At 61.0% G+C, this 18438-nt stretch carries 14 protein-coding genes; 4 read left to right on the top strand and 10 right to left on the bottom strand.

Translation table 11 applies throughout. From position 1 onward, the window contains the following. Window position 1: 1 nt before the first annotated feature. The 5 genes from hisC to purU form a co-directional block, all read right to left on the bottom strand. Window positions 2–1126 (bottom strand): histidinol-phosphate transaminase, encoded by a 1125-nt coding sequence (gene hisC / locus BMZ63_RS11665; RefSeq protein ID WP_091705712.1) that lies wholly within the window; start codon window positions 1124–1126, stop codon window positions 2–4. Between the two features lie 33 nt (window positions 1127–1159). Further along, the gene (pheA, locus tag BMZ63_RS11660; RefSeq protein WP_091705710.1) at window positions 1160–2257 is read right to left on the bottom strand and encodes a prephenate dehydratase; all 1098 of its coding nucleotides are present in this window, start codon (window positions 2255–2257) and stop codon (window positions 1160–1162) included. A gap of 2 nt (window positions 2258–2259) precedes the next feature. Beyond that, the gene (serC, locus tag BMZ63_RS11655) at window positions 2260–3342 is read right to left on the bottom strand and encodes a 3-phosphoserine/phosphohydroxythreonine transaminase (protein ID WP_091705708.1); all 1083 of its coding nucleotides are present in this window, start codon (window positions 3340–3342) and stop codon (window positions 2260–2262) included. Continuing rightward, a complete protein-coding gene (gene gyrA, locus BMZ63_RS11650) occupies window positions 3339–5909 on the bottom strand; it encodes a DNA gyrase subunit A (protein ID WP_091705706.1) in 2571 nt (856 codons plus the stop codon). Before gyrA ends, serC begins: the two co-directional genes overlap by 4 nt. 124 nt (window positions 5910–6033) lie before the next feature. Next, window positions 6034–6888, bottom strand: a complete 855-nt coding sequence (gene purU, locus BMZ63_RS11645; protein WP_091705705.1) for a formyltetrahydrofolate deformylase — start codon at window positions 6886–6888, stop codon at window positions 6034–6036. A 143-nt stretch (window positions 6889–7031) separates the two neighbouring features. Here purU and ggt point away from each other — a divergent pair, with 143 nt between their 5' ends. Next, window positions 7032–8780, top strand: coding sequence for a gamma-glutamyltransferase (gene ggt / locus BMZ63_RS11640; RefSeq protein ID WP_091705703.1), 1749 nt, complete (start codon window positions 7032–7034; stop codon window positions 8778–8780). Between the two features lie 29 nt (window positions 8781–8809). Continuing rightward, entirely contained in the window at window positions 8810–10708 is a 1899-nt protein-coding gene (ftsH, locus tag BMZ63_RS11635; protein WP_091705702.1) for an ATP-dependent zinc metalloprotease FtsH, read from the top strand. 10 nt (window positions 10709–10718) lie between these two features. Here the strand turns inward: ftsH and BMZ63_RS11630 are convergent, their stop codons facing one another. From BMZ63_RS11630 to yghU, 4 genes are read right to left on the bottom strand one after another with little or no spacing between them, the layout of a single operon-like run. Continuing rightward, window positions 10719–11444, bottom strand: coding sequence for a ZIP family metal transporter (locus BMZ63_RS11630; protein ID WP_091705700.1), 726 nt, complete (start codon window positions 11442–11444; stop codon window positions 10719–10721). A gap of 29 nt (window positions 11445–11473) precedes the next feature. Beyond that, on the bottom strand, window positions 11474–12340 hold the full coding sequence (locus BMZ63_RS11625; RefSeq protein WP_091705699.1) for a universal stress protein: 867 nt from the start codon (window positions 12338–12340) through the stop codon (window positions 11474–11476). Continuing rightward, window positions 12333–14741: a Lon protease family protein gene (locus tag BMZ63_RS11620; protein ID WP_091705697.1), complete on the bottom strand. Its 2409-nt coding sequence runs from the start codon at window positions 14739–14741 to the stop codon at window positions 12333–12335. The genes BMZ63_RS11625 and BMZ63_RS11620 overlap by 8 nt, the downstream gene beginning before the upstream one ends. A gap of 27 nt (window positions 14742–14768) precedes the next feature. Continuing rightward, window positions 14769–15641, bottom strand: a complete 873-nt coding sequence (gene yghU / locus BMZ63_RS11615; protein ID WP_091705695.1) for a glutathione-dependent disulfide-bond oxidoreductase — start codon at window positions 15639–15641, stop codon at window positions 14769–14771. Window positions 15642–15932: 291 nt separating this feature from the next. On the opposite strand from yghU, the gene BMZ63_RS11610 reads away from it, so the two are divergent. Then, a complete protein-coding gene (locus BMZ63_RS11610; RefSeq protein WP_091705693.1) occupies window positions 15933–17141 on the top strand; it encodes an ammonium transporter in 1209 nt (402 codons plus the stop codon). 72 nt (window positions 17142–17213) lie between these two features. On the opposite strand, the gene BMZ63_RS11605 is transcribed toward BMZ63_RS11610, so the two are convergent. Next, window positions 17214–17639, bottom strand: coding sequence for an MAPEG family protein (locus tag BMZ63_RS11605; RefSeq protein WP_091705691.1), 426 nt, complete (start codon window positions 17637–17639; stop codon window positions 17214–17216). A 77-nt stretch (window positions 17640–17716) separates the two neighbouring features. On the opposite strand from BMZ63_RS11605, the gene BMZ63_RS11600 reads away from it, so the two are divergent. Further along, the gene (locus BMZ63_RS11600; RefSeq protein WP_091705690.1) at window positions 17717–18436 is read left to right on the top strand and encodes an ABC transporter ATP-binding protein; all 720 of its coding nucleotides are present in this window, start codon (window positions 17717–17719) and stop codon (window positions 18434–18436) included. The last annotated feature ends 2 nt before the right edge of the window (window positions 18437–18438 follow it).

The following is an 18438-nucleotide window of genomic DNA, read 5'->3' as shown; positions in this document are numbered from 1 at the left end:
CTCAGCCCTCCTCTCCACCGGAGCTGAGCGCTTCGGCCAGAACGTCGAGGAAGTGTTCGTTTTCTTTGGCCAGCCCAACCGAAACCCGTAAATGCTCGGGCATGCCATAACCGGCAATGGGACGGACAATCACGCCGTGTTCCAGCAAGGAGTGATACACGCTTTGGGCCTGAGGCCCCACTTCCACCGCCACGAAGTTGCCGGCGGAGGGGATGTAAGACAACCCCATGTTATCGAAGCCATCACACAGTTGCTTCAGCCCCGCCGCGTTCACCTCACGGGAACGCCGCAGATAGTCCTCATCCTCCAGCACGGCCGTGGCGGCGGCCAACGCCGGAGAGTCGACGTTGAACGGCTGGCGTACCCGGTTGAGAATATCGGCAATGGCCGGCGAACTGACGGCGTAACCTACCCGCAGCCCCGCCAGCCCCCAGGCCTTGGAAAAAGTACGGCAGGTAATCAGGTTCGGGTAACGCTCAAGCAGTTTGATGCCATCCGGGTATTCATCACCCGTCAGGTATTCACAGTAGGCTTCGTCAAGTACCACCAGAACCCGCTCCGGGATCCTGTCCAGAAACGCTTCGATGGCATCGGCGGTATGAACGGTGCCAGTGGGATTGTTCGGGTTGGCCACGAAAATCAGCTTGGTGCGGTCGGTCACCGCCTCCGCCATGGCGTCCAGATCGTGGCCCCAGTCTTTCGCCGGCACTTCCACGCCTTTGGCGCCAATGGCCAGCGTGGCCAGCGGATACACGGCAAACGCATATTGAGAGTAGATGATTTCGCTGTTCGCATCGGCGAAACAGCGGGCAATCACTTCCAGCACGTCGTTGGAACCATTACCCAGCGTCAGCTGGTCCATGCCAACACCGAAACGTTTGGCCAACGCCTGTTTCAGGTCGAAACCGTTACCGTCCGGGTACAGGCAAATGGACTCCAACGCCTTCTTGGCAGCCGCCAGGGCCTTCTCACTCGGGCCCAACGGATTCTCGTTGCTGGCCAGCTTGATGATTTCCGCCGGGTCCAGCCCAAGCTCACGGGCCAGTTCGTCAATCGGCTTGCCCGGCTGATACGGAGACAGAGCCTGAACACCTTTCACTGCGAGACTCTGGTAATCCACTGCCATAACAAGACTCCTTCGGGTTCGATTCTCTCGGGCTCAAAGTACGCCTATCGGGTAAGACCCCAGGCGCTTCAGCTCAACGGCCTCGTCGTCAATCTCGGACAGCACCCGGTGTACGGTGTCGTCCTCCATGTGACCCTCGAAATCAATGTAGAACACGTAAGCCCAGGTGCCGCTGGGCGAGGGTCGGGTTTCGATGCGGGTCAAACTGATGTTGTGCTTGTGGAACGGCTCAAGCAACTGGTAGAGCGCACCGGGCTTGTTGCGCATGGACACCAGGATGGAGGATTTGTCGTGACCGCTGGCCGGCACTTCCTCGCGGCCGATGATCAAAAAGCGCGTGGTGTTGTCCGGCCGGTCCTCGATACTGTTGGCCAGCTTTTCCAGACCATACAACTCCGCCGCCATGTCACCGGCAATGGCGGCCGTGCCCGGCTCTTCCGCCGCGCGCCGGGCCGCTTCGGCGTTGCTGGAAACGGTAATGCGCTCAACCCCGTAACGGTTGGCATCCAGCCACTTGCGGCACTGGGCAAACGACTGCTGGTGGGAATAGATGCGGGTGATTTCCTGGCCTTCGTGGGCCGGGTTCACCAGCAGGTGATGATGAATGCGAAGCTGGACCTCACCACAGATCTTCAGGGGCGAGGACATGAACATGTCCAGGGTGTGGTTGATCATGCCCTCGGTGGAGTTCTCCACCGGTACCACGCCATAATGAGCGGCACCAGATTCCACTTCCCGGAACACCGCATCAATGGCCGGCAAGGGCACGCTCACAACCGAATGACCAAAGTGCTTGAGCGCAGCCGCCTGGGTAAAGGTGCCAATCGGCCCCAGAAATGCGATGTGCATCGGTTTCTCCAGCGCCAGGCAGGCAGACATGATCTCCCGGAACAGCCGGGCCATTTCCTCGTCCGCCAGTGGCCCCGGGTTCTGCTCCTTGATCCGGCGCAGCACCTGGGCCTCACGCTCCGGGCGGTAGAAAAACACGTCTTCGCCCGGGTTGGCCGCCATTTTCACGTGGGCCACTTCCTGGGCACACTCCGCGCGCTTGCTGATCAGTGCCATGATCTGCTGATCCAGACTGTCGATCTCCTTGCGCAGTTCCCCCAGGCGGGTCGCTTCATCGGTCATGATCAGCCACGCTCCTTCGCAAATTCCGCCATGTAATCGATCAACGCGTCCACGCCTTCCTCCGGCATGGCGTTGTAAATGCTGGCCCGCATGCCGCCCACCGAGCGGTGGCCTTTCAGGTTCAGCAGGCCACGGGCGTCCGCACCTTTCAGGAACTCGCTGTTCAGGGCGTCGTCGGCCAGGGTGAACGGCACGTTCATCCAGGAGCGGAAGCGCGGATCAATCGGGTTGGCGTAGAAGTCGTTGCCATCAATAAAGTCATAGAGCTTGCGGGCCTTGCGGGCGTTGATCTCGCCCATGGCCTGAACGCCGCCCTGCTCTTTCAGCCACTTGAACACCAGCCCGGCGAGATACCAGGAATAGGTGGCCGGGGTGTTGTACATGGAGCCGTTATCGGCGATGACCTGATAGTTCATCATGGTCGGCGTTTGCTGGCGCGCCTTGCCCAGCAGATCCTTGCGGATGATCACCACCACCAGGCCGGAGGGCCCGATGTTTTTCTGGGCGCCGGCGTAAATCAGGCCGAACTTGTTAACGTCCACCGGGCGCGACAGCATGGTGGAGGACATATCGGCCACCAGCGGCACGTCGCCGCTGTCCGGAATAAAATCATACTCCAGACCGCCAATGGTTTCGTTCGGCGTGTAATGCAGGTAGGCGGCATCGGCGCGGGTGTTCCAGACGGACTGCTCCGGGATGGTGGTGAAGCCGGTATCCTCGGAGCTGGCCGCCACGTTCACATCCGCGTAGCGTTTTGCCTCGGCGATGGCTTTTTTCGACCAGATGCCGGTGTTCACGTAGTCGGCAGAGGTCTTGTCGCCCAGCAGGTTCAGCGGGATGGTGGCAAACTGGCTGGACGCCCCGCCCTGCATGAACAGCACGGCGTAGTCGTCGGAAATGCCGGCCAGCTCGCGCAGGTCCTGCTCGGCGGTTTCGGCAATATTGACAAACTCATCACTGCGATGACTCATCTCCATCACCGACATGCCGGTGCCCCGCCAGTCCAGCATCTCGGACTGTGCCTGTTTCAGCACGGCTTCCGGCAAGGTGGCCGGCCCGGCACAGAAGTTAAACGCCCTGCTCATTCTTCGCTTTCCTCGCCTTCTACTTCTTCTTCATCATCGGATTCGGCAATCCGCTCCACGCCCACCAGGCGCTCGTCTTCCTGGGCCAGGCGGATCAGGCGCACGCCCTGGGTGTTCCGGCTGAGAATGGAGACTTCGTCGGTGCCGGTGCGCACCAGCGTGCCCTTGTCGGAAATCAGCATCATCTGGTCACCCTCGAACAGCTGCAGCGCCCGCACCAGGTTGCCGTTACGCTCGGAGCACTGCATGGCAATCACGCCCTGACTGCCACGACTGTAGGCCGGGAACTCATCAATGGCGGTGCGCTTGCCGTAGCCATGTTCACTGGCGGTCAGGATCACGCCACCTTCCTGAGGAATGATCAGGGAAACCACGTGGTGGCCTTCCGGCATCTTGATACCGCGCACACCGCGAGCTGTCCGGCTCATCGGGCGCACCTGTTCCTCGGCGAAGCGTACCGCCTTGCCGGCGGAGGAGAACAGCATGATCTCGGCATTGCCATCGGTAATCGCCGCGCCAATCAGGGTGTCCCCTTCATCCAGGTTCAGGGCGATCAGGCCGCTGCTGCGCGGACGGGAGAAGTTCGGCAGCGGGGTCTTCTTGACCACACCGTTGGAGGTGGCCATCAGCACAAACTGGTCTTCCGGGTAATCCTTCACCGGCAGGAAGGTGGTAATACGTTCACCCTCGTCCAGCGGCAGGATGTTGACCATCGGCCGGCCCCGGGAGCCACGGCTGCCCCGTGGAATCTCGAACACCCGCAGCCAGTACACCTTGCCCCGGTTGGAGAAGCACAGGATGGTGTCGTGGGAGTTGGCCACCAGCAGCTTTTCAATGAAGTCTTCGTCTTTCATCGAAGTGGCAGCCTTGCCCCGGCCACCACGGCGCTGGGCCTGGTAGTCTTCCACCGCCTGGGTCTTGGCGTAGCCATTGTGGGAAATGGTCACCACCAGGTCTTCTTCATCAATCAGGTCGGCGATGGTCAGGTCGCGCTGGGAGCTGGTGATTTCAGTCAGGCGCTCGTCGCCGTAATCGTTGACGATAGCTTCCAATTCCTCGCGGATCACCTGCAGCAGGCGGTCCGGGTCGCCCAGGATATCCATCAGATCGGCGATTTTCTCGAGAATTTCCTTGTATTCCTTCTGGAGCTTTTCGGTCTCCAGACCGGTCAGGCGGTGCAGGCGCAAATCCAGGATGGCCTGGGCCTGTTCCGGTGACAGGTGGTACAGGCCGTCACGCAGGCCATAGTACTCTGGCAGGTCGTCCGGGCGGCAGGCGTCTTCGCCGGCGCGCTCCAGCATGGCCAGCACATCGCCTGGTGCCCAGCCCTTGTCCATCAGCTTTTCTTTCGCTTCGGCGGCGGACGGGGACTGACGAATCAGCTCGATGATTTCATCGATGTTGGCCAGCGCCACGGTCAGGCCTTCGAGAATGTGGCCACGCTCGCGAGCCTTGCGCAGCTCGTAGATGGTCCGGCGGGTGACCACTTCCCGGCGATGACGCAGGAACGCGTCCAGCATGTCCTTCAGGTTCAGTGTCTTGGGCTCGCCGTTAAGCAGCGCCACCATGTTGATGCCGAACACAGTCTGCAGCTGGGTGTGGGCAAACAGGTTGTTGACCACCACTTCCGGGTTCTCGCCGCGACGCAGCTCGATCACCACCCGGATACCTTCCTTGTTGGATTCGTCGCGCAGTTCGGTGATGCCTTCAAGGCGCTTTTCTTTCACCAGCTCGGCGATTTTCTCGATCAGGCGGGCCTTGTTGAGCTGGTACGGCAGCTCGGTGATGATGATCGATTCACGACCGGTTTTCTTGTCCTGCTCAATCTCATGGCGGGCACGGATATAAATGCGGCCACGACCGGTGCGATAGGCTTCCACGATGCCGGCACGGCCGTTGATGATGCCCTGTGTGGGAAAATCCGGGCCGGGAATGTATTCCATCAGCTCATCGATGGTCAGGTCCGGGTTGTCGATCAATGCCAGGCAGCCGTTGATCACTTCCGTCAGGTTGTGGGGCGGAATGTTGGTGGCCATGCCCACGGCAATACCGGAGGAGCCATTCACCAGCAGATTGGGAACGCGGGTGGGCAGCACTTCCGGAATTTTCTCGGTGCCGTCGTAGTTATCGACGTAATCCACCGTTTCCTTGTCCAGATCCGCCAGCAGCGAATGGGAGATTTTCTCCATGCGGATTTCGGTGTAACGCATGGCGGCGGCGTTGTCGCCGTCGATGGAACCGAAGTTACCCTGGCCATCCACCAGCGGATAACGCAAAGAGAACGGCTGGGCCATACGAACAATGGTGTCGTAGACCGCGGAGTCGCCGTGCGGGTGGTATTTACCAATAACATCACCGACCACACGGGCCGATTTCTTGTACGGCTTGTTCCAGTCATTGCCCAACTCGGACATGGCAAACAAGACCCGCCGGTGCACCGGCTTGAGGCCATCCCGCACGTCTGGCAGTGCCCGCCCGATGATCACGCTCATGGCGTAATCCAGGTAGGACTGTTTCAGTTCGTCTTCAATATTGACCGGCAGGATCTCTTTGGCTAACTCACCCATCGAGAAAGGTTCCTTTGCGTTATCTGGAAGTCGTACCGTGTGCCCCGCAAGGCACCGGATTTATTCTTCAACAAGCTGCCAAGCATACCACAGCTGGCCCCCTGGCGGGGCCCCGAAGCAGCTGTCAGTCGAAGACCACGGTTTTGTTTTCGTAGGTAATCACCCGGTCTTCAATGTGCGCCCGCAGACCGCGCGCCAACACGTTTTTCTCGACATCTTTACCCAGACGCACCATGTCATCGATGGAGTCGCTGTGGCTGATGCGGATCACGTCCTGCTCGATGATCGGCCCTTCGTCCAGGTCCTGCGTCACATAGTGGCAGGTGGCGCCGATCAACTTCACACCCCGGCTGTAGGCCTGGTGGTAAGGACGGGCACCGGCGAACGACGGCAGGAAGCTGTGGTGAATGTTGATCACCTTGCCGGCGTATTTGTCGCACAGGTCCTCGGGCAGGATCTGCATGTAGCGGGCCAGCACCACCACGTCGGTTTCGTAGTGCTCGAACAGCTCCTCGACATGACGGAAGGCTTCGGCCTTGTTTTCCTTGCTCACCGGAATGTGGTGGTAGGGAATGTCATGCCACTCCACCATCCGGCGCAGGTCATCGTGGTTGGAAATCACCGCCACAATTTCCGCGTTCAGCTCCTTGCTGTGCCAGCGGTACAGCAGATCCGCCAGGCAATGGGATTCCTTGCTGCACATCAGGATCACCCGCTTGGGACGGGCCGAATCGGCAATATGCCAGCTCATGTTGAACTCGCGGGCAATGGGTTCGAAGGCCGTGCGGAACTGCTCCAGCCCGAACGGGATCGACTCGGCCTTGATCTCGTGCCGCATGAAGAACCAGCCGGACTGGGTGTCTGAGTGATGGCTCGCCTCGGTAATCCAGCCATTGTAGGTGGACAGGAAGTTACTCACCTTGGCAACAATTCCCACCCTGTCCGGGCAGGAAATAACAAGACGATAGGTATGCTCCATGAAGCCTTTCCTTAACTTGAATCCGGGAAAGCAGGTGCGACAGAAAACCACAGACAACCGCCCGCGGTGACGATCGGCACGCACCGGTAAAAATGACCGGCTATGATAGCCTATCTGAGAGCCAGAAACGAGGAGTGCCACCGATGAACAGACTCATTCAGAAAATCCTGCCAGAGCAACGGTGGAGCCTGCCGGTCGTGCTGTTGGCAAGCCTCCTCCTGGGAGCCGGAAATGCTCATGCCCAGGCCATTCTGGAAGGCGAACGCTTCCACCCCGTCCAGGGCACCCAGGGCATGGTCGCCACCAGCCACACACTGGCCACGGAAATCGCCCTGAACGTCCTGAAAAACGGTGGCAATGCCATGGACGCGGCGGTCACCGCCGGGTTCGCACTCGCCGTTACCCAACCTCGCTCCGGCAACATCGGCGGCGGTGGTTTCCTGCTCTACGCTCCCGGCGATGGTGGAGCCCCGGAAGCCATCGACTACCGGGAAACCGCACCGAAAGCCGCGACCGAAACCCTGTTCCAGAATGAAGACGGAGAAGTGGTCCAGCAGCGCAGCCGCTTCAGCCATCAGGCCGCCGGTGTACCGGGCACCGTTGCCGGACTGGCGCTGGCACTGGAACGCCACGGCACTCTTTCACTGGAACAGGCGCTGGCGCCGGCCATCGAACTGGCACGGGAGGGGTTTGTGGTGCCCCACCGTTTCACCGAAGGCCTGGAGCAGGCCCGGGAGCGCCTTGAACGCTGGCCCGCCACCAGGGCGACGTTCTATAACGAGGACGGTTCCGCTCCCCGGCCAGGCAGCCTCTTCAAACAACCGGAACTGGCCGACACCCTGCAGCGCATTGCCGACCAGGGCCCCGAGGGCTTCTACGAGGGCGAAACCGCCCGCCTGATTGTCGAGGAAATGCGGCGCCATGACGGGCTGATCACCCTGGACGACCTGAAAGCCTACCAACCGGCCATTCGTAAACCGGTGCACGGCACTTACCGGGGGCACGACATCTACTCCATGTCGCCGCCCTCCTCAGGCGGCACCCACATCGTACAGATCCTGAACATCCTGGAGCACTACCCCATCGGCGACATGGGCCACAACTCCGCAGAGACCGTTCACCACATGGCCGAAGCCATGAAACTGGCCTACGCGGACCGCGCCCAATACCTGGGTGACACCGATTTTGTCGAGGTACCGCTGACCGGACTCACCAGCAAGGGCTATGCTTCCGCCCTGCAGGCCACCATTGATCCTGACAGAGCCAGACCGGCCGAGGACATCCAGGCCGGCAACCCGGCGCCCTGGGAAAGCCCGGAAACCACCCACTTTTCAGTGGTGGACCGCTGGGGTAACGCCGTGTCCAACACCTACACCATCAACTTCAGCTACGGCTCGGGCATCACCGTGACCGGTGCGGGTTTCCTGCTCAATAACGAGATGGACGATTTCAGCGCCAAACCCGGCGTACCCAATGCCTACGGCCTGATCGGCGGCGAAGCCAACAAGATTGAACCCGGCAAACGCATGCTCAGCTCCATGTCGCCCACCATCGTGCGCAAGGACGGTCGCAACTATCTGGTGACCGGCAGCCCGGGCGGCTCCCGGATCATCACCACCACATTGCAGGTGCTGATGAACGTGATCGACCATAATATGAATATACAGAGCGCCGTGAGCGCCCCGCGCATGCACCACCAGTGGCTGCCAGACGAAATTCTCGTGGAGCAGGGTTTCAGCCGCGACACCATTGAACTTTTGCAGGCGCGAGGCCACACAATCACCACAAGCCGGGCCATGGGGGCGAGCCAGAGCATTTTGATAGGCCCTGAAGGCACGCTTTATGGTGGTGCCGACCCAAGACGAAGCACCTCATCGGCCATGGGCTATTGAGTCGAATTGTTACCGGACGGGAGATCAGAATGACCGAGCCAAGGCGGCCAGACCAGCCACAACAGCCGGACAATAACCCACAACCGACCATACCCAACCAGTACTCCTTCCTCTGGCTGAGTGCCGCCATCTTTTTGATGGTGCTGTGGATGCAGGGCGCCAACCAGCCCCAGCAACAGGAAGTGGCCTACTCCGAATTCAAGGAAGCGGTAATGGCAGGCCAGGTGGAAGAAGTCACCCTGCGCCAGGAAGAGATTATCGGCCAGTTCACCGACTCCGGCGCAAGCCGATTCAGTTCCACCGGCCAGACCACCAGCACCCACTTTGTCACCCTCCGCCCGCAAACCGAAGACGCTCAACTGCTGCCCATGCTCGAAGAGCAGCAGGTCACCATTCGTGGCGCCCGCTCCGGTCGCCCCTGGTGGCAGGAACTGATTCTGGGCGTGGTGCCCTGGATTCTGTTGCTGGCGCTCCTGTTCTGGTTCTGGGGCAACGCCCAGAAGCGAATGGCCCAGGGCGGCGGCGTGCTGGATTTCAGCCGTTCAAAAGCCCGCCGCGCCCGCAAGGAAACCTCGACCACCACCCTGGACGATGTCGCCGGCATTGAATCCGCCAAGCGGGAAATCGGCGAAGTGATCGACTTTCTCAAATCCCCGGACAAGTACCGGCGCCTGGGCGCCATCATGCCCAAGGGCATTCTCCTGGTCGGCCCGCCCGGCACCGGTAAAACCCTGCTCGCCCGGGCCATTGCCGGCGAAGCCGAAGTGCCCTTTTTCAGCATCAGCGCCTCGGAATTCATTGAGATGTTCGTGGGCGTGGGCGCTGCGCGGGTGCGGGACATGTTCAAGGAAGCCCGCAAAGAGGCACCGGCGCTCATCTTTATTGATGAACTGGACGCCATCGGCCGCTCCCGGGGCGCCGGGCTCGGCGGCGGCCACGACGAACGGGAACAGACTCTGAACCAGATCCTGACCGAAATGGATGGCTTTGAAGAGCACGAGAACGTGCTGGTACTGGCCGCCACCAACCGCCCGGATGTGCTGGACACTGCCCTGCTGCGTCCCGGTCGGTTCGACCGCAAGATCACCCTGGACCGGCCCCACAAAGAGGCCCGCGAAGCCATCCTGAAAGTGCACGTGCGCAAGGTGCCCCTGGCCAGCGATGTCGACCTTGAAGCCATTGCCGCCCGCACCATCGGATTTTCCGGCGCAGACCTGCACAACCTGGTGAACGAAGCGGCCCTGACCGCTGCCAGGGAGGGCCTGAGCGAGGTCAATGAACACTGTTTCGAGCTGGCTCGCGACCGGATTACCCTGGGTGAAGAGCGCGATGCCAAACTACCACCCCGGGAACGGGAAGCGGTGGCCTATCATGAGTGCGGCCACGCCCTCATGGCCTATTTCATGCCCAATGCCGACCCGCTCAACAAAGTCACCATCATTCCCCATGGCATGGCCATGGGCGTTACCGAACAGACCCCGAGAGACGACCATTACACCTACACCGAAAGCTACCTGAAAGACCGCATCAAGGTGATGCTCGGCGGCCGCTGCGCGGAAAAGGTGATCTACGGCGAGGTCAGCACCGGTGCCCAGAACGACCTGAAAGAAGCCACCGCCCTGGTGCGCCGGATGATCGGCCAGTGGGGCATGAGCGACAAGATTGGCCCGCTCGGCCTGAACATTGGTGAGGAACATGTATTCCTCGGCCGGGAAATGGGCCACCCCCGGGAGTTCAGCGAGAAAATGGCGGAACTGATTGATACTGAAATCCAGGCCCAGCTGCTGGCGCTGGAAAAAGCCACCCTGGAGTTCCTGACCGATCATCGGGACCAGTTGGAAGCCCTGGCTCGGGCCACACTGGAGCGGGAAACCCTGTCAGCCGGGGAAATCCGTGAGATCCTGGAGAACAGCCCGGCCAGCGCCTGACTCTTCCGCGTTAGAAGTGGGTCACCAGATCATGACTGAACAACGCCACGCAGAACCCCACCACCGCGCCCAGCGGTGGCCCCCAGTGGCGCTCCAGTCTTGACTGGGGAGCAATGTCCTGAAAAATCAGATACAACACACCGCCGGCAGCCGCCAGCATGATCACCCCAAGCAGCACGGGCCGGTCCGATAAAAAGAAATAGCCCAACAAGCCGGCGATCGGCCCGGTAATCACCAGCGAAGTCATAAACGCCAGTGTCCGGCGAGAGGTGTGCTCAGGCAGATCCACCAATTCACGGTAGGCATTGAAGCCCTCCGGCAGGTTCTGGATGGCAATCAGCACCGCCATCAGAACGGCGGTTTTCGGGCTGGCCACCGCCAGACCGCCCAGTGCGATGGCCTCGGGAACAAAGTCCAGCATCAGCCCCATCAGTTGGGGCGATTCCCGCCGCTTGAGGCCAAGCATCCGCTCTATCAGGAAGAACAGCACCCCACCGCCAACAATGGCGGGTATCGCCCAGAGCGACTCGCCCATGCTCGCCTGGCCTTCGGGAATCAGCACCACCGACATGGCCCCCAGCAGAATGCCGCCACCCAGGGCGATCAGAAAATGCCGTAATTCCTTTTCAAGCCAGTGCGGACGAATGCTCTCAACACTGGCCAGCAGCCCACCCAGGGGAATAAAGGCGCCGGCCAGAACGGTCAGGCTGACAATGATAAAAACATCAAAAACCATAAACCTGCTTACAGATAGTGATTAAAAGGTCAGGGTGTGATCGTGACCGGCAAATGCAGCGCCGACAGCAACGCCTCCGCGCCCGGCTCTTGAAACAGGGAACACTCGCGGCTCAGTACAAGCTGGGCAGCCTGTTGCCGGCGCAACAACCGGGCGATGGTCACCGGGTCGGAAGCCGGCAGGGTGAGCACCTGCACCTCGGACTCGGGCAGGCCCGTGAGCTGCTTCAGCTCTGACAGCTGCTGTCCAGTCACTGACGCACCTTCCGCCAGCAGCAAGGCAACCGGCTGCCGGGAATACGCCGCAGCCTCGGCGGCGGCGGACACCGCCCGCCGGTTGGCCTGCTCGTGGTCATTCAGGAACACAACAATACGCCCCCGGGTTGGGGCCCGCTGCTGGCTCCACAACAGCAGGCGGCCCGGCGAACGCTGCACCAACCCCCGGACCGTCGAGCCCAGCAAAGGTCCCGGCACGGTTGCCCAACGGGCACGGCCAAGTACCAGCAGGTCCTCCGGCCCTGCCAGTGCCAGGACCTCCTCCACCACGCGGCCGCGGCTGATATTCAACCGGTAACGGCCTCCGTAGCGCCCCACGACACCGGCCAGGGTGCGCCGGGTTTGCTCGGCCAGCCGTTGCATTCGCTGTTCCAGCGCCACAACGTCCAGCGGGCGGCTAAGCCCTGAAAACGCCCCCACTTCCCGGGCAAATCCGTAACCGGCGCTGCGCAGCAGGTCCTGCTCCTCCACAAACACGCCGTGCACTTCCGCCCCGGTATGCTCGGCAATGGACGCGGCCGCTTCCAGGGCCGACAGGCTCACCCGGGAGCCGTCCAGCAATACCAGGACGCGCCCACCGGCTGGCCGGCCGCCAACCGATTCCAGCGTCGAATCAGTCACCGCTTTTGCCCTCGCCGTCGCCGGCACCGTTTGTACCGCCGTTTTCGTCTTTCGCCTCCGTGGCCTCAGCGAATGCCGCCAGCCTGTCCGCCACCCGGCGGTTGAAGCTGCCTTCCGGGTATTGGCCATCGGCATCCGGCTGGCCGGCGGGCAGGCCGGTCATCAGTTCAATCGCCTCATCAATGTGGCGAATCGGATAAATACTGAAATCCCCGGCCCTGATCGCCACGCGCACGGACTCTTCAAGCATCAGGTGCTCAACGTTGCTGGCGGGCAACAGCGCTCCCTGCCCTTTCACCTCGCCGGATTGCCGGCACACACGGAAAAAGCCCTCGATTTTTTCGTTCACGCCGCCCACCGCCTGAACCTCGCCGTGCTGGTTCATGGAACCGGTGACCGCCAGCGACTGTTTCAGGGGCACACCGGTGATGGCCGAAAGCAACACGCAGGTCTCCGCCACCGACGCGGAATCGCCTTCCACACCCCCGTAGGACTGCTCGAAAGCCAGGCTGGCCGACAACGACAACTGCCCCAGGGGCGCGTAACGATTGGCCAGGAAGCGGGAGAGAATCATCACCGCCTTGCTGTGAATCGGCCCGCCCAGTTTTGCCTCTCGCTCAATATCCACCACTTGCCCTTTGCCGGGCCGGGCGGTGGCGGTGATGCGGGTAGGCTGGCCAAACCGGGTCGCGCCCAGTTGCAGCACCGACAGGCCGTTCACCTGCCCGACCTGCTCACCGCTGGTGGCGATCATCACCACGCCACGCTGAATCTGTTCCAGGCTGCGTTCACGAATGCGGCTGGCGCGGTATTCGCGCTCATCAATGGCCTGCTGGACATGCACCGCCTCGATAAACCCACTGCCGGCCTGGGCAGCCCAGTGGTCAGACTCGCTTAACAGGTCTTTCAGCACCCGGTCGTGGGCGGTGAGCTTTTTCTGGTCACTGGCCAGGCGACTGGCATGCTCAATCAGCCGGCCAACACCGGTTTTGTCCAGGGCGCGAAGACCGGCGGCACGGGCCATGGTGGCCAGCATGCGGGCATACAGTTGGTAGCTGTTATCGTCCCGTTCCAGGTCGTCTTCAAAATCGGCTTCCACCTTGAACAGGTCCAGAAAGTCCGGGTCGTAGTGGGACAACAGGTAATACAGCATCCTGTCGCCCAGCAGCACCACCTTCACCGACAGCGGTATCGGCTCCGGTTGCTGGCTGACGGTGGTCGCCAGACCATACAGACGCTCCAGGGATTCAATGCGGATTTCACCGGAAAACAGAATGCGCTTGAGGCTTTCCCAGGCCAGCGGCTGCATGAGAATGCGGCGGGCATCGACAATCAGGTAGCCACCGTTGGCCTGGTGCAGGGAGCCGGGCCGTATCAGCGTGAAATCGGTGTACAGGTTGCCCTGGCGTGCCCGGTGTTCGATCTGGCCGGTCAAATGCTGGTGGCTGGGCAAGTCCTCATAAACCACCGGCGCGCCCCGGGTCTCGGCGTTGTCCACCAGCAGGTTCACTTTGTAACGGTTCAGCAGCCCGGACGGAGGGCTATCCTCGCTGTCCTGGAAGACCTCGGCATGTTCCACCACGTCTTCCCGCACGGCATCCAGATGATCCACCACCGCCGGCACATGCCGCCACTTTTCACGCAGTTCGCCAATGGGACCGCCCAGGGTGAGCTGCACCATTTCCTCATTCAGCGCCCGGATACGCTGGCGCACCTCCTTGCGCAACCTTGGTACCTGCTGGATGGCCTGCTGAAGCTTTTTCTGCAGGTCTTCCACCTTGGCCTCGATCAGCGCTTTCTCGTCATCGGAAAATTTCTGGTATTCCTCCGGATCAATCACTTCGCCGTTGCGCATGGGCGCGAAGGTAAAACCGGAATGGGTGGCCAGCATGGCGATGTTGTTCTGGTTGGCTTCTTCCTGAATCTCGAACAGTCCCCGGCTCTGGCGCCTGGCCACCTCTTCCTGCAATTCCTGAATGCGCGCCTGATACTCTTCGCTTTCAAAGGTGGCGGGAATGGCGGTTTTCAACTCGGCCACCAGGTCGTTCATGTCAGTTCTGAACTGATTGCCTTCGCCCGGTGCCAACCTGATCGCCCGGGGCTTGTCCGAGGCCTTGAAGTTAAACACATGGCACCAGTCAGGCGGCGCCGGCAGCCCGGCCGCATGCCGGGACAAAAAGCGTTTCACCAGCTCATGCTTGCCCGCACCGGAAGGACCCAACACAAACAGGTTGAAACCACCGGCCTGCATGCTGGCACCGAACTCCAGGGCCCGGAGCATGCGTTCCTGGCCGACTGGCTGCTCCAGATCATCGAGCGTGTCGGTAGAGTCGAAATCCAGCTTCTCGATCGGGCAACGATGATAAACCTGGTCCTCGGTCAACGCTGCGGGTACTGCCATGACGCCTCCTTTCTCTTCTCTTACCGGTTACTTCTCGTTGTCGAGCTTTTCCTGGGTGCGGAATTCAAAGTCGCTGGCGTCGTGCCGCTCGTGCAGCTGGGTGGCCGGCTCGCCCCAGGTTTTGTTCACCATCCGGCCACGCCTGACCGCCGGCCGCCGGGCAATCTCATCTGCCCAGCGAATCACATTGGTGTAGGTGTGGGCCTCAAGAAACTCCGCTGCGTCATACACAATGTTTTTCACCACGGCGCCGTACCACGGCCAGATGGCCATATCGGCAATGGTGTATTCATCGCCCACCATGTAACGGTTCTCAGCCAAATGACGGTCCAGAACATCCAGCTGGCGCTTTACCTCCATAGTGTAGCGGTTGATCGGGTATTCGTATTTTTCCGGTGCGTAGACATAGAAGTGCCCGAAACCGCCACCGAGAAAGGGTGCGCTGCCCATCTGCCAGAACAGCCAGTTCATGGTTTCCGTGCGTTTGGCCAGGTCTTTTGGCAGGAATTCACCAAACTTTTCCGCCAGATAGAACAGGATCGAGCCGGATTCAAACACACGAACAGCCGGTTCCACGGAGCGGTCGAGCATGGCCGGAATCTTGGAGTTGGGGTTCAGTTGAACAAAGCCGCTGCTGAACTGGTCACCATCACCAATCCGGATCAGCCAGGCATCGTATTCTGCTTCCTTGATGCCCTTCTCCAGCAGTTCTTCAAACATGATGGTGGCTTTCACCCCGTTGGGCGTGGCCAGGGAATACAGCTGGAACGGGTGATCGCCCACGGGCAGTTCCTTGTCGTGGGTCGGGCCGGCAATCGGGCGATTGATACTGGCGAACTGACCGCCGTTGTTGGGCTCCCATTTCCACACTTTTGGCGGGGTATAGGTTGGATCACTCATGAACACACCTCCACATCGGTTGGGCTTCTTATCATAACCACTCTAACGGAATATTGACCCGGACTGCACACGGCATCACTTCGGCATTATGGTGCACACCCCGCCCTCGCCGCACTCATCAAGTGCACAAAACCCTCTGACCGCCTTGCCCGGTAACCGTGCTGCACCCCTAACTGCCCAACAGCTGGTAATTTGAACCATTGTGGAACACTCCTTGCTTTCAGTGATCGCTCTTCGTGCGTACCCCCGCCCCAACAGGCGGCAAAACACAAAAACAGGAGTTATAGACCCGTGGATATCACGAGCGCAGTTCATACCCTGACCGACAGCACCAACACGCTGTTTATCCTGATCGGTGCCATCATGGTTCTGGCCATGCACGCCGGCTTCGCCTTTCTTGAAGTCGGTACGGTCAGGCACAAAAACCAGGTCAACGCCGTGGTCAAGATCATGACCGACTTCGGCGTTTCAGCGGTTGGCTATTTCTTTGTCGGCTACACCATTGCCTACGACAGCCACTTCCTGGCCAGCGCCTCGCAACTGACCGACGCCAACGGCTACGAGCTGGTGAAGTTCTTCTTCCTCATGACGTTCGCCGCCGCCATTCCGGCCATCGTATCCGGCGGTATCGCCGAGCGCGCCCGCTTTTACCCCATGCTGATTGGTTCAGGCCTGATCGTCTCGCTGGTCTACCCTTTCTTTGAGGGCATCGTGTGGAACGGCAACTACGGCATCCAGGCCTGGCTGGAGAACCAGTTTGGGGCAGGATTCCACGATTTTGCCGGCTCCGTTGTCGTGCACGCCGTGGGTGGCTGGGTGGCCCTGGCAGCCATTCTGCTGCTGGACGCCCGCAAAGGCCGTTACCGCAATGGCAAGGTGGTAGCGTTCGCACCATCGAATATCCCGTTCCTGGCCCTGGGCGCCTGGATCCTGACCGTGGGCTGGTTCGGCTTTAACGTGATGTCCGCACAAACTCTCGACGGCATCAGCGGCCTGGTGGCGGTGAACAGCCTGATGGCCATGGTTGGCGGTATCCTGGTGTCCATGGTGCTGGGCAAGAAAGACCCCGGCTTTATCCATAACGGCCCGCTGGCCGGCCTGGTGGCCGTGTGCGCCGGTTCCGACCTCATGCACCCGGTCGGGGCGCTGATCACCGGCGGTGTCGCCGGCGCCATTTTCGTGTTCATGTTTGAATGGGCCCAGGACAAGATCGAGCGCCTGGACGACGTACTGGGTGTCTGGCCGCTGCATGGTATCTGTGGTGTCTGGGGCGCCATCGCCGCTGGCATCTTCGGCGCCGAAGCCCTGGGCGGTCTTGGCGGTGTCAGCCTGATCTCCCAGGTTATTGGCGCGACGGCCGGCGTGGTGATCGCCTTTGGCGGGGGCCTGATTGTCTACGGCATTATCGCCAGGGTGTCCGGCCTGCGCCTGAGTGAAGAGGAAGAATTCAACGGCGCGGACCTGAGCGTTCACCACATTGGTGCAACCTCCATGGAATAATGGCAGGCGCCAGTAAACGCAAAAAGCCCCGGCGGTCTGGCCGGGGCTTTTTTGTTTCAGCAACCTTTCCCACTAAATCAGAGCCGCCACCGTCACGCCCAGCAGCCCCAGATTCGCCGCCAGCCCGATCATGAAGAAATACGAACGGGGGCTGGGATTACGCTCGGTGGCGATGGCGTAATACAGCATCATATGAACCACCCGTGCCGCCACAAACACCCAGATCAGCAGCCCGGTCCAGAACGGGTCGGCACCCACCAGCACCGCCAGAAACGCCGTGGCGAACATCGCCGGCAGGTTCTCCAGCGAGTTCATGAACGTCCTGTGCGCCCGGAACACAAACGATTCGTGGCTGAGGGAGTCGTCAATTTTTCCCGGCACCGCCCCCGGCCGGGACGCCTTGGTCAAACTCGCCACAAACCACTGCACCAGCCAGAGGGCAATCAAGGCCGCGATGCCCCAGAGCGCCGTGGTATATACTTCCTGCAGATTACCCATTTTTCCTCCCGTTTCGTGGCATTACCATTCACTACGACCCAGAGCCGAACACGGATGAAACGAGGCCAACCGCGAACATGACCGAACCACCCCTTACGCCCGTTTTCCACACCTCGGGGCTGACCAAAACCTACCTGCAGGGTGAGGTGGAGGTTCACGCCCTGCGCGGCATTGACCTGGACCTCTACGCCGGCGAACTGGTGGTCATGCTCGGTGCCTCCGGTTCCGGCAAGTCCACCCTGCTGAACATCCTGGGCGGGCTGGATGTGCCCACCAGTGGCGAAGTCACCTACCTGGAAACCGACCTGGCCCGCGCCACCGACAAGCAACTGACCCAGTACCGCCGAGACTATGTCGGCTTTGTGTTCCAGTTCTACAACCTGATCCCCTCCCTCACGGCCCGGGAAAACGTGATCGCGGTGACCGAGATTGCCCGCAACCCCATGACACCGGACGCCGCGCTGGACCTGGTGGGCCTGAAGGACCGGGCGGATCACTTCCCGGCCCAATTGTCCGGCGGCGAGCAACAGCGGGTGGCCATTGCCCGGGCCATCGCCAAACAGCCCAACGTGCTGCTGTGCGACGAGCCCACCGGAGCGCTGGATTCCGCCACGGGCGTGCGGGTGCTGGATGCGCTGGACAGGGCCAACCGGGAGACCGGCACCACCACGGTCATCATCACCCATAACGCCTCCATCGCCAACATGGCGGACCGGGTGATCACACTTTCCGATGGCCTGATCAGTGGCGAACATCGCAACGCCACTCGCCAGGCTCCCAACACCCTGAGCTGGTAGCC

This window comes from Marinobacter persicus, from assembly GCF_900114155.1.
Classification (GTDB): domain Bacteria; phylum Pseudomonadota; class Gammaproteobacteria; order Pseudomonadales; family Oleiphilaceae; genus Marinobacter; species Marinobacter persicus.
This window is presented reverse-complemented; position numbering and strand designations above follow the sequence as displayed.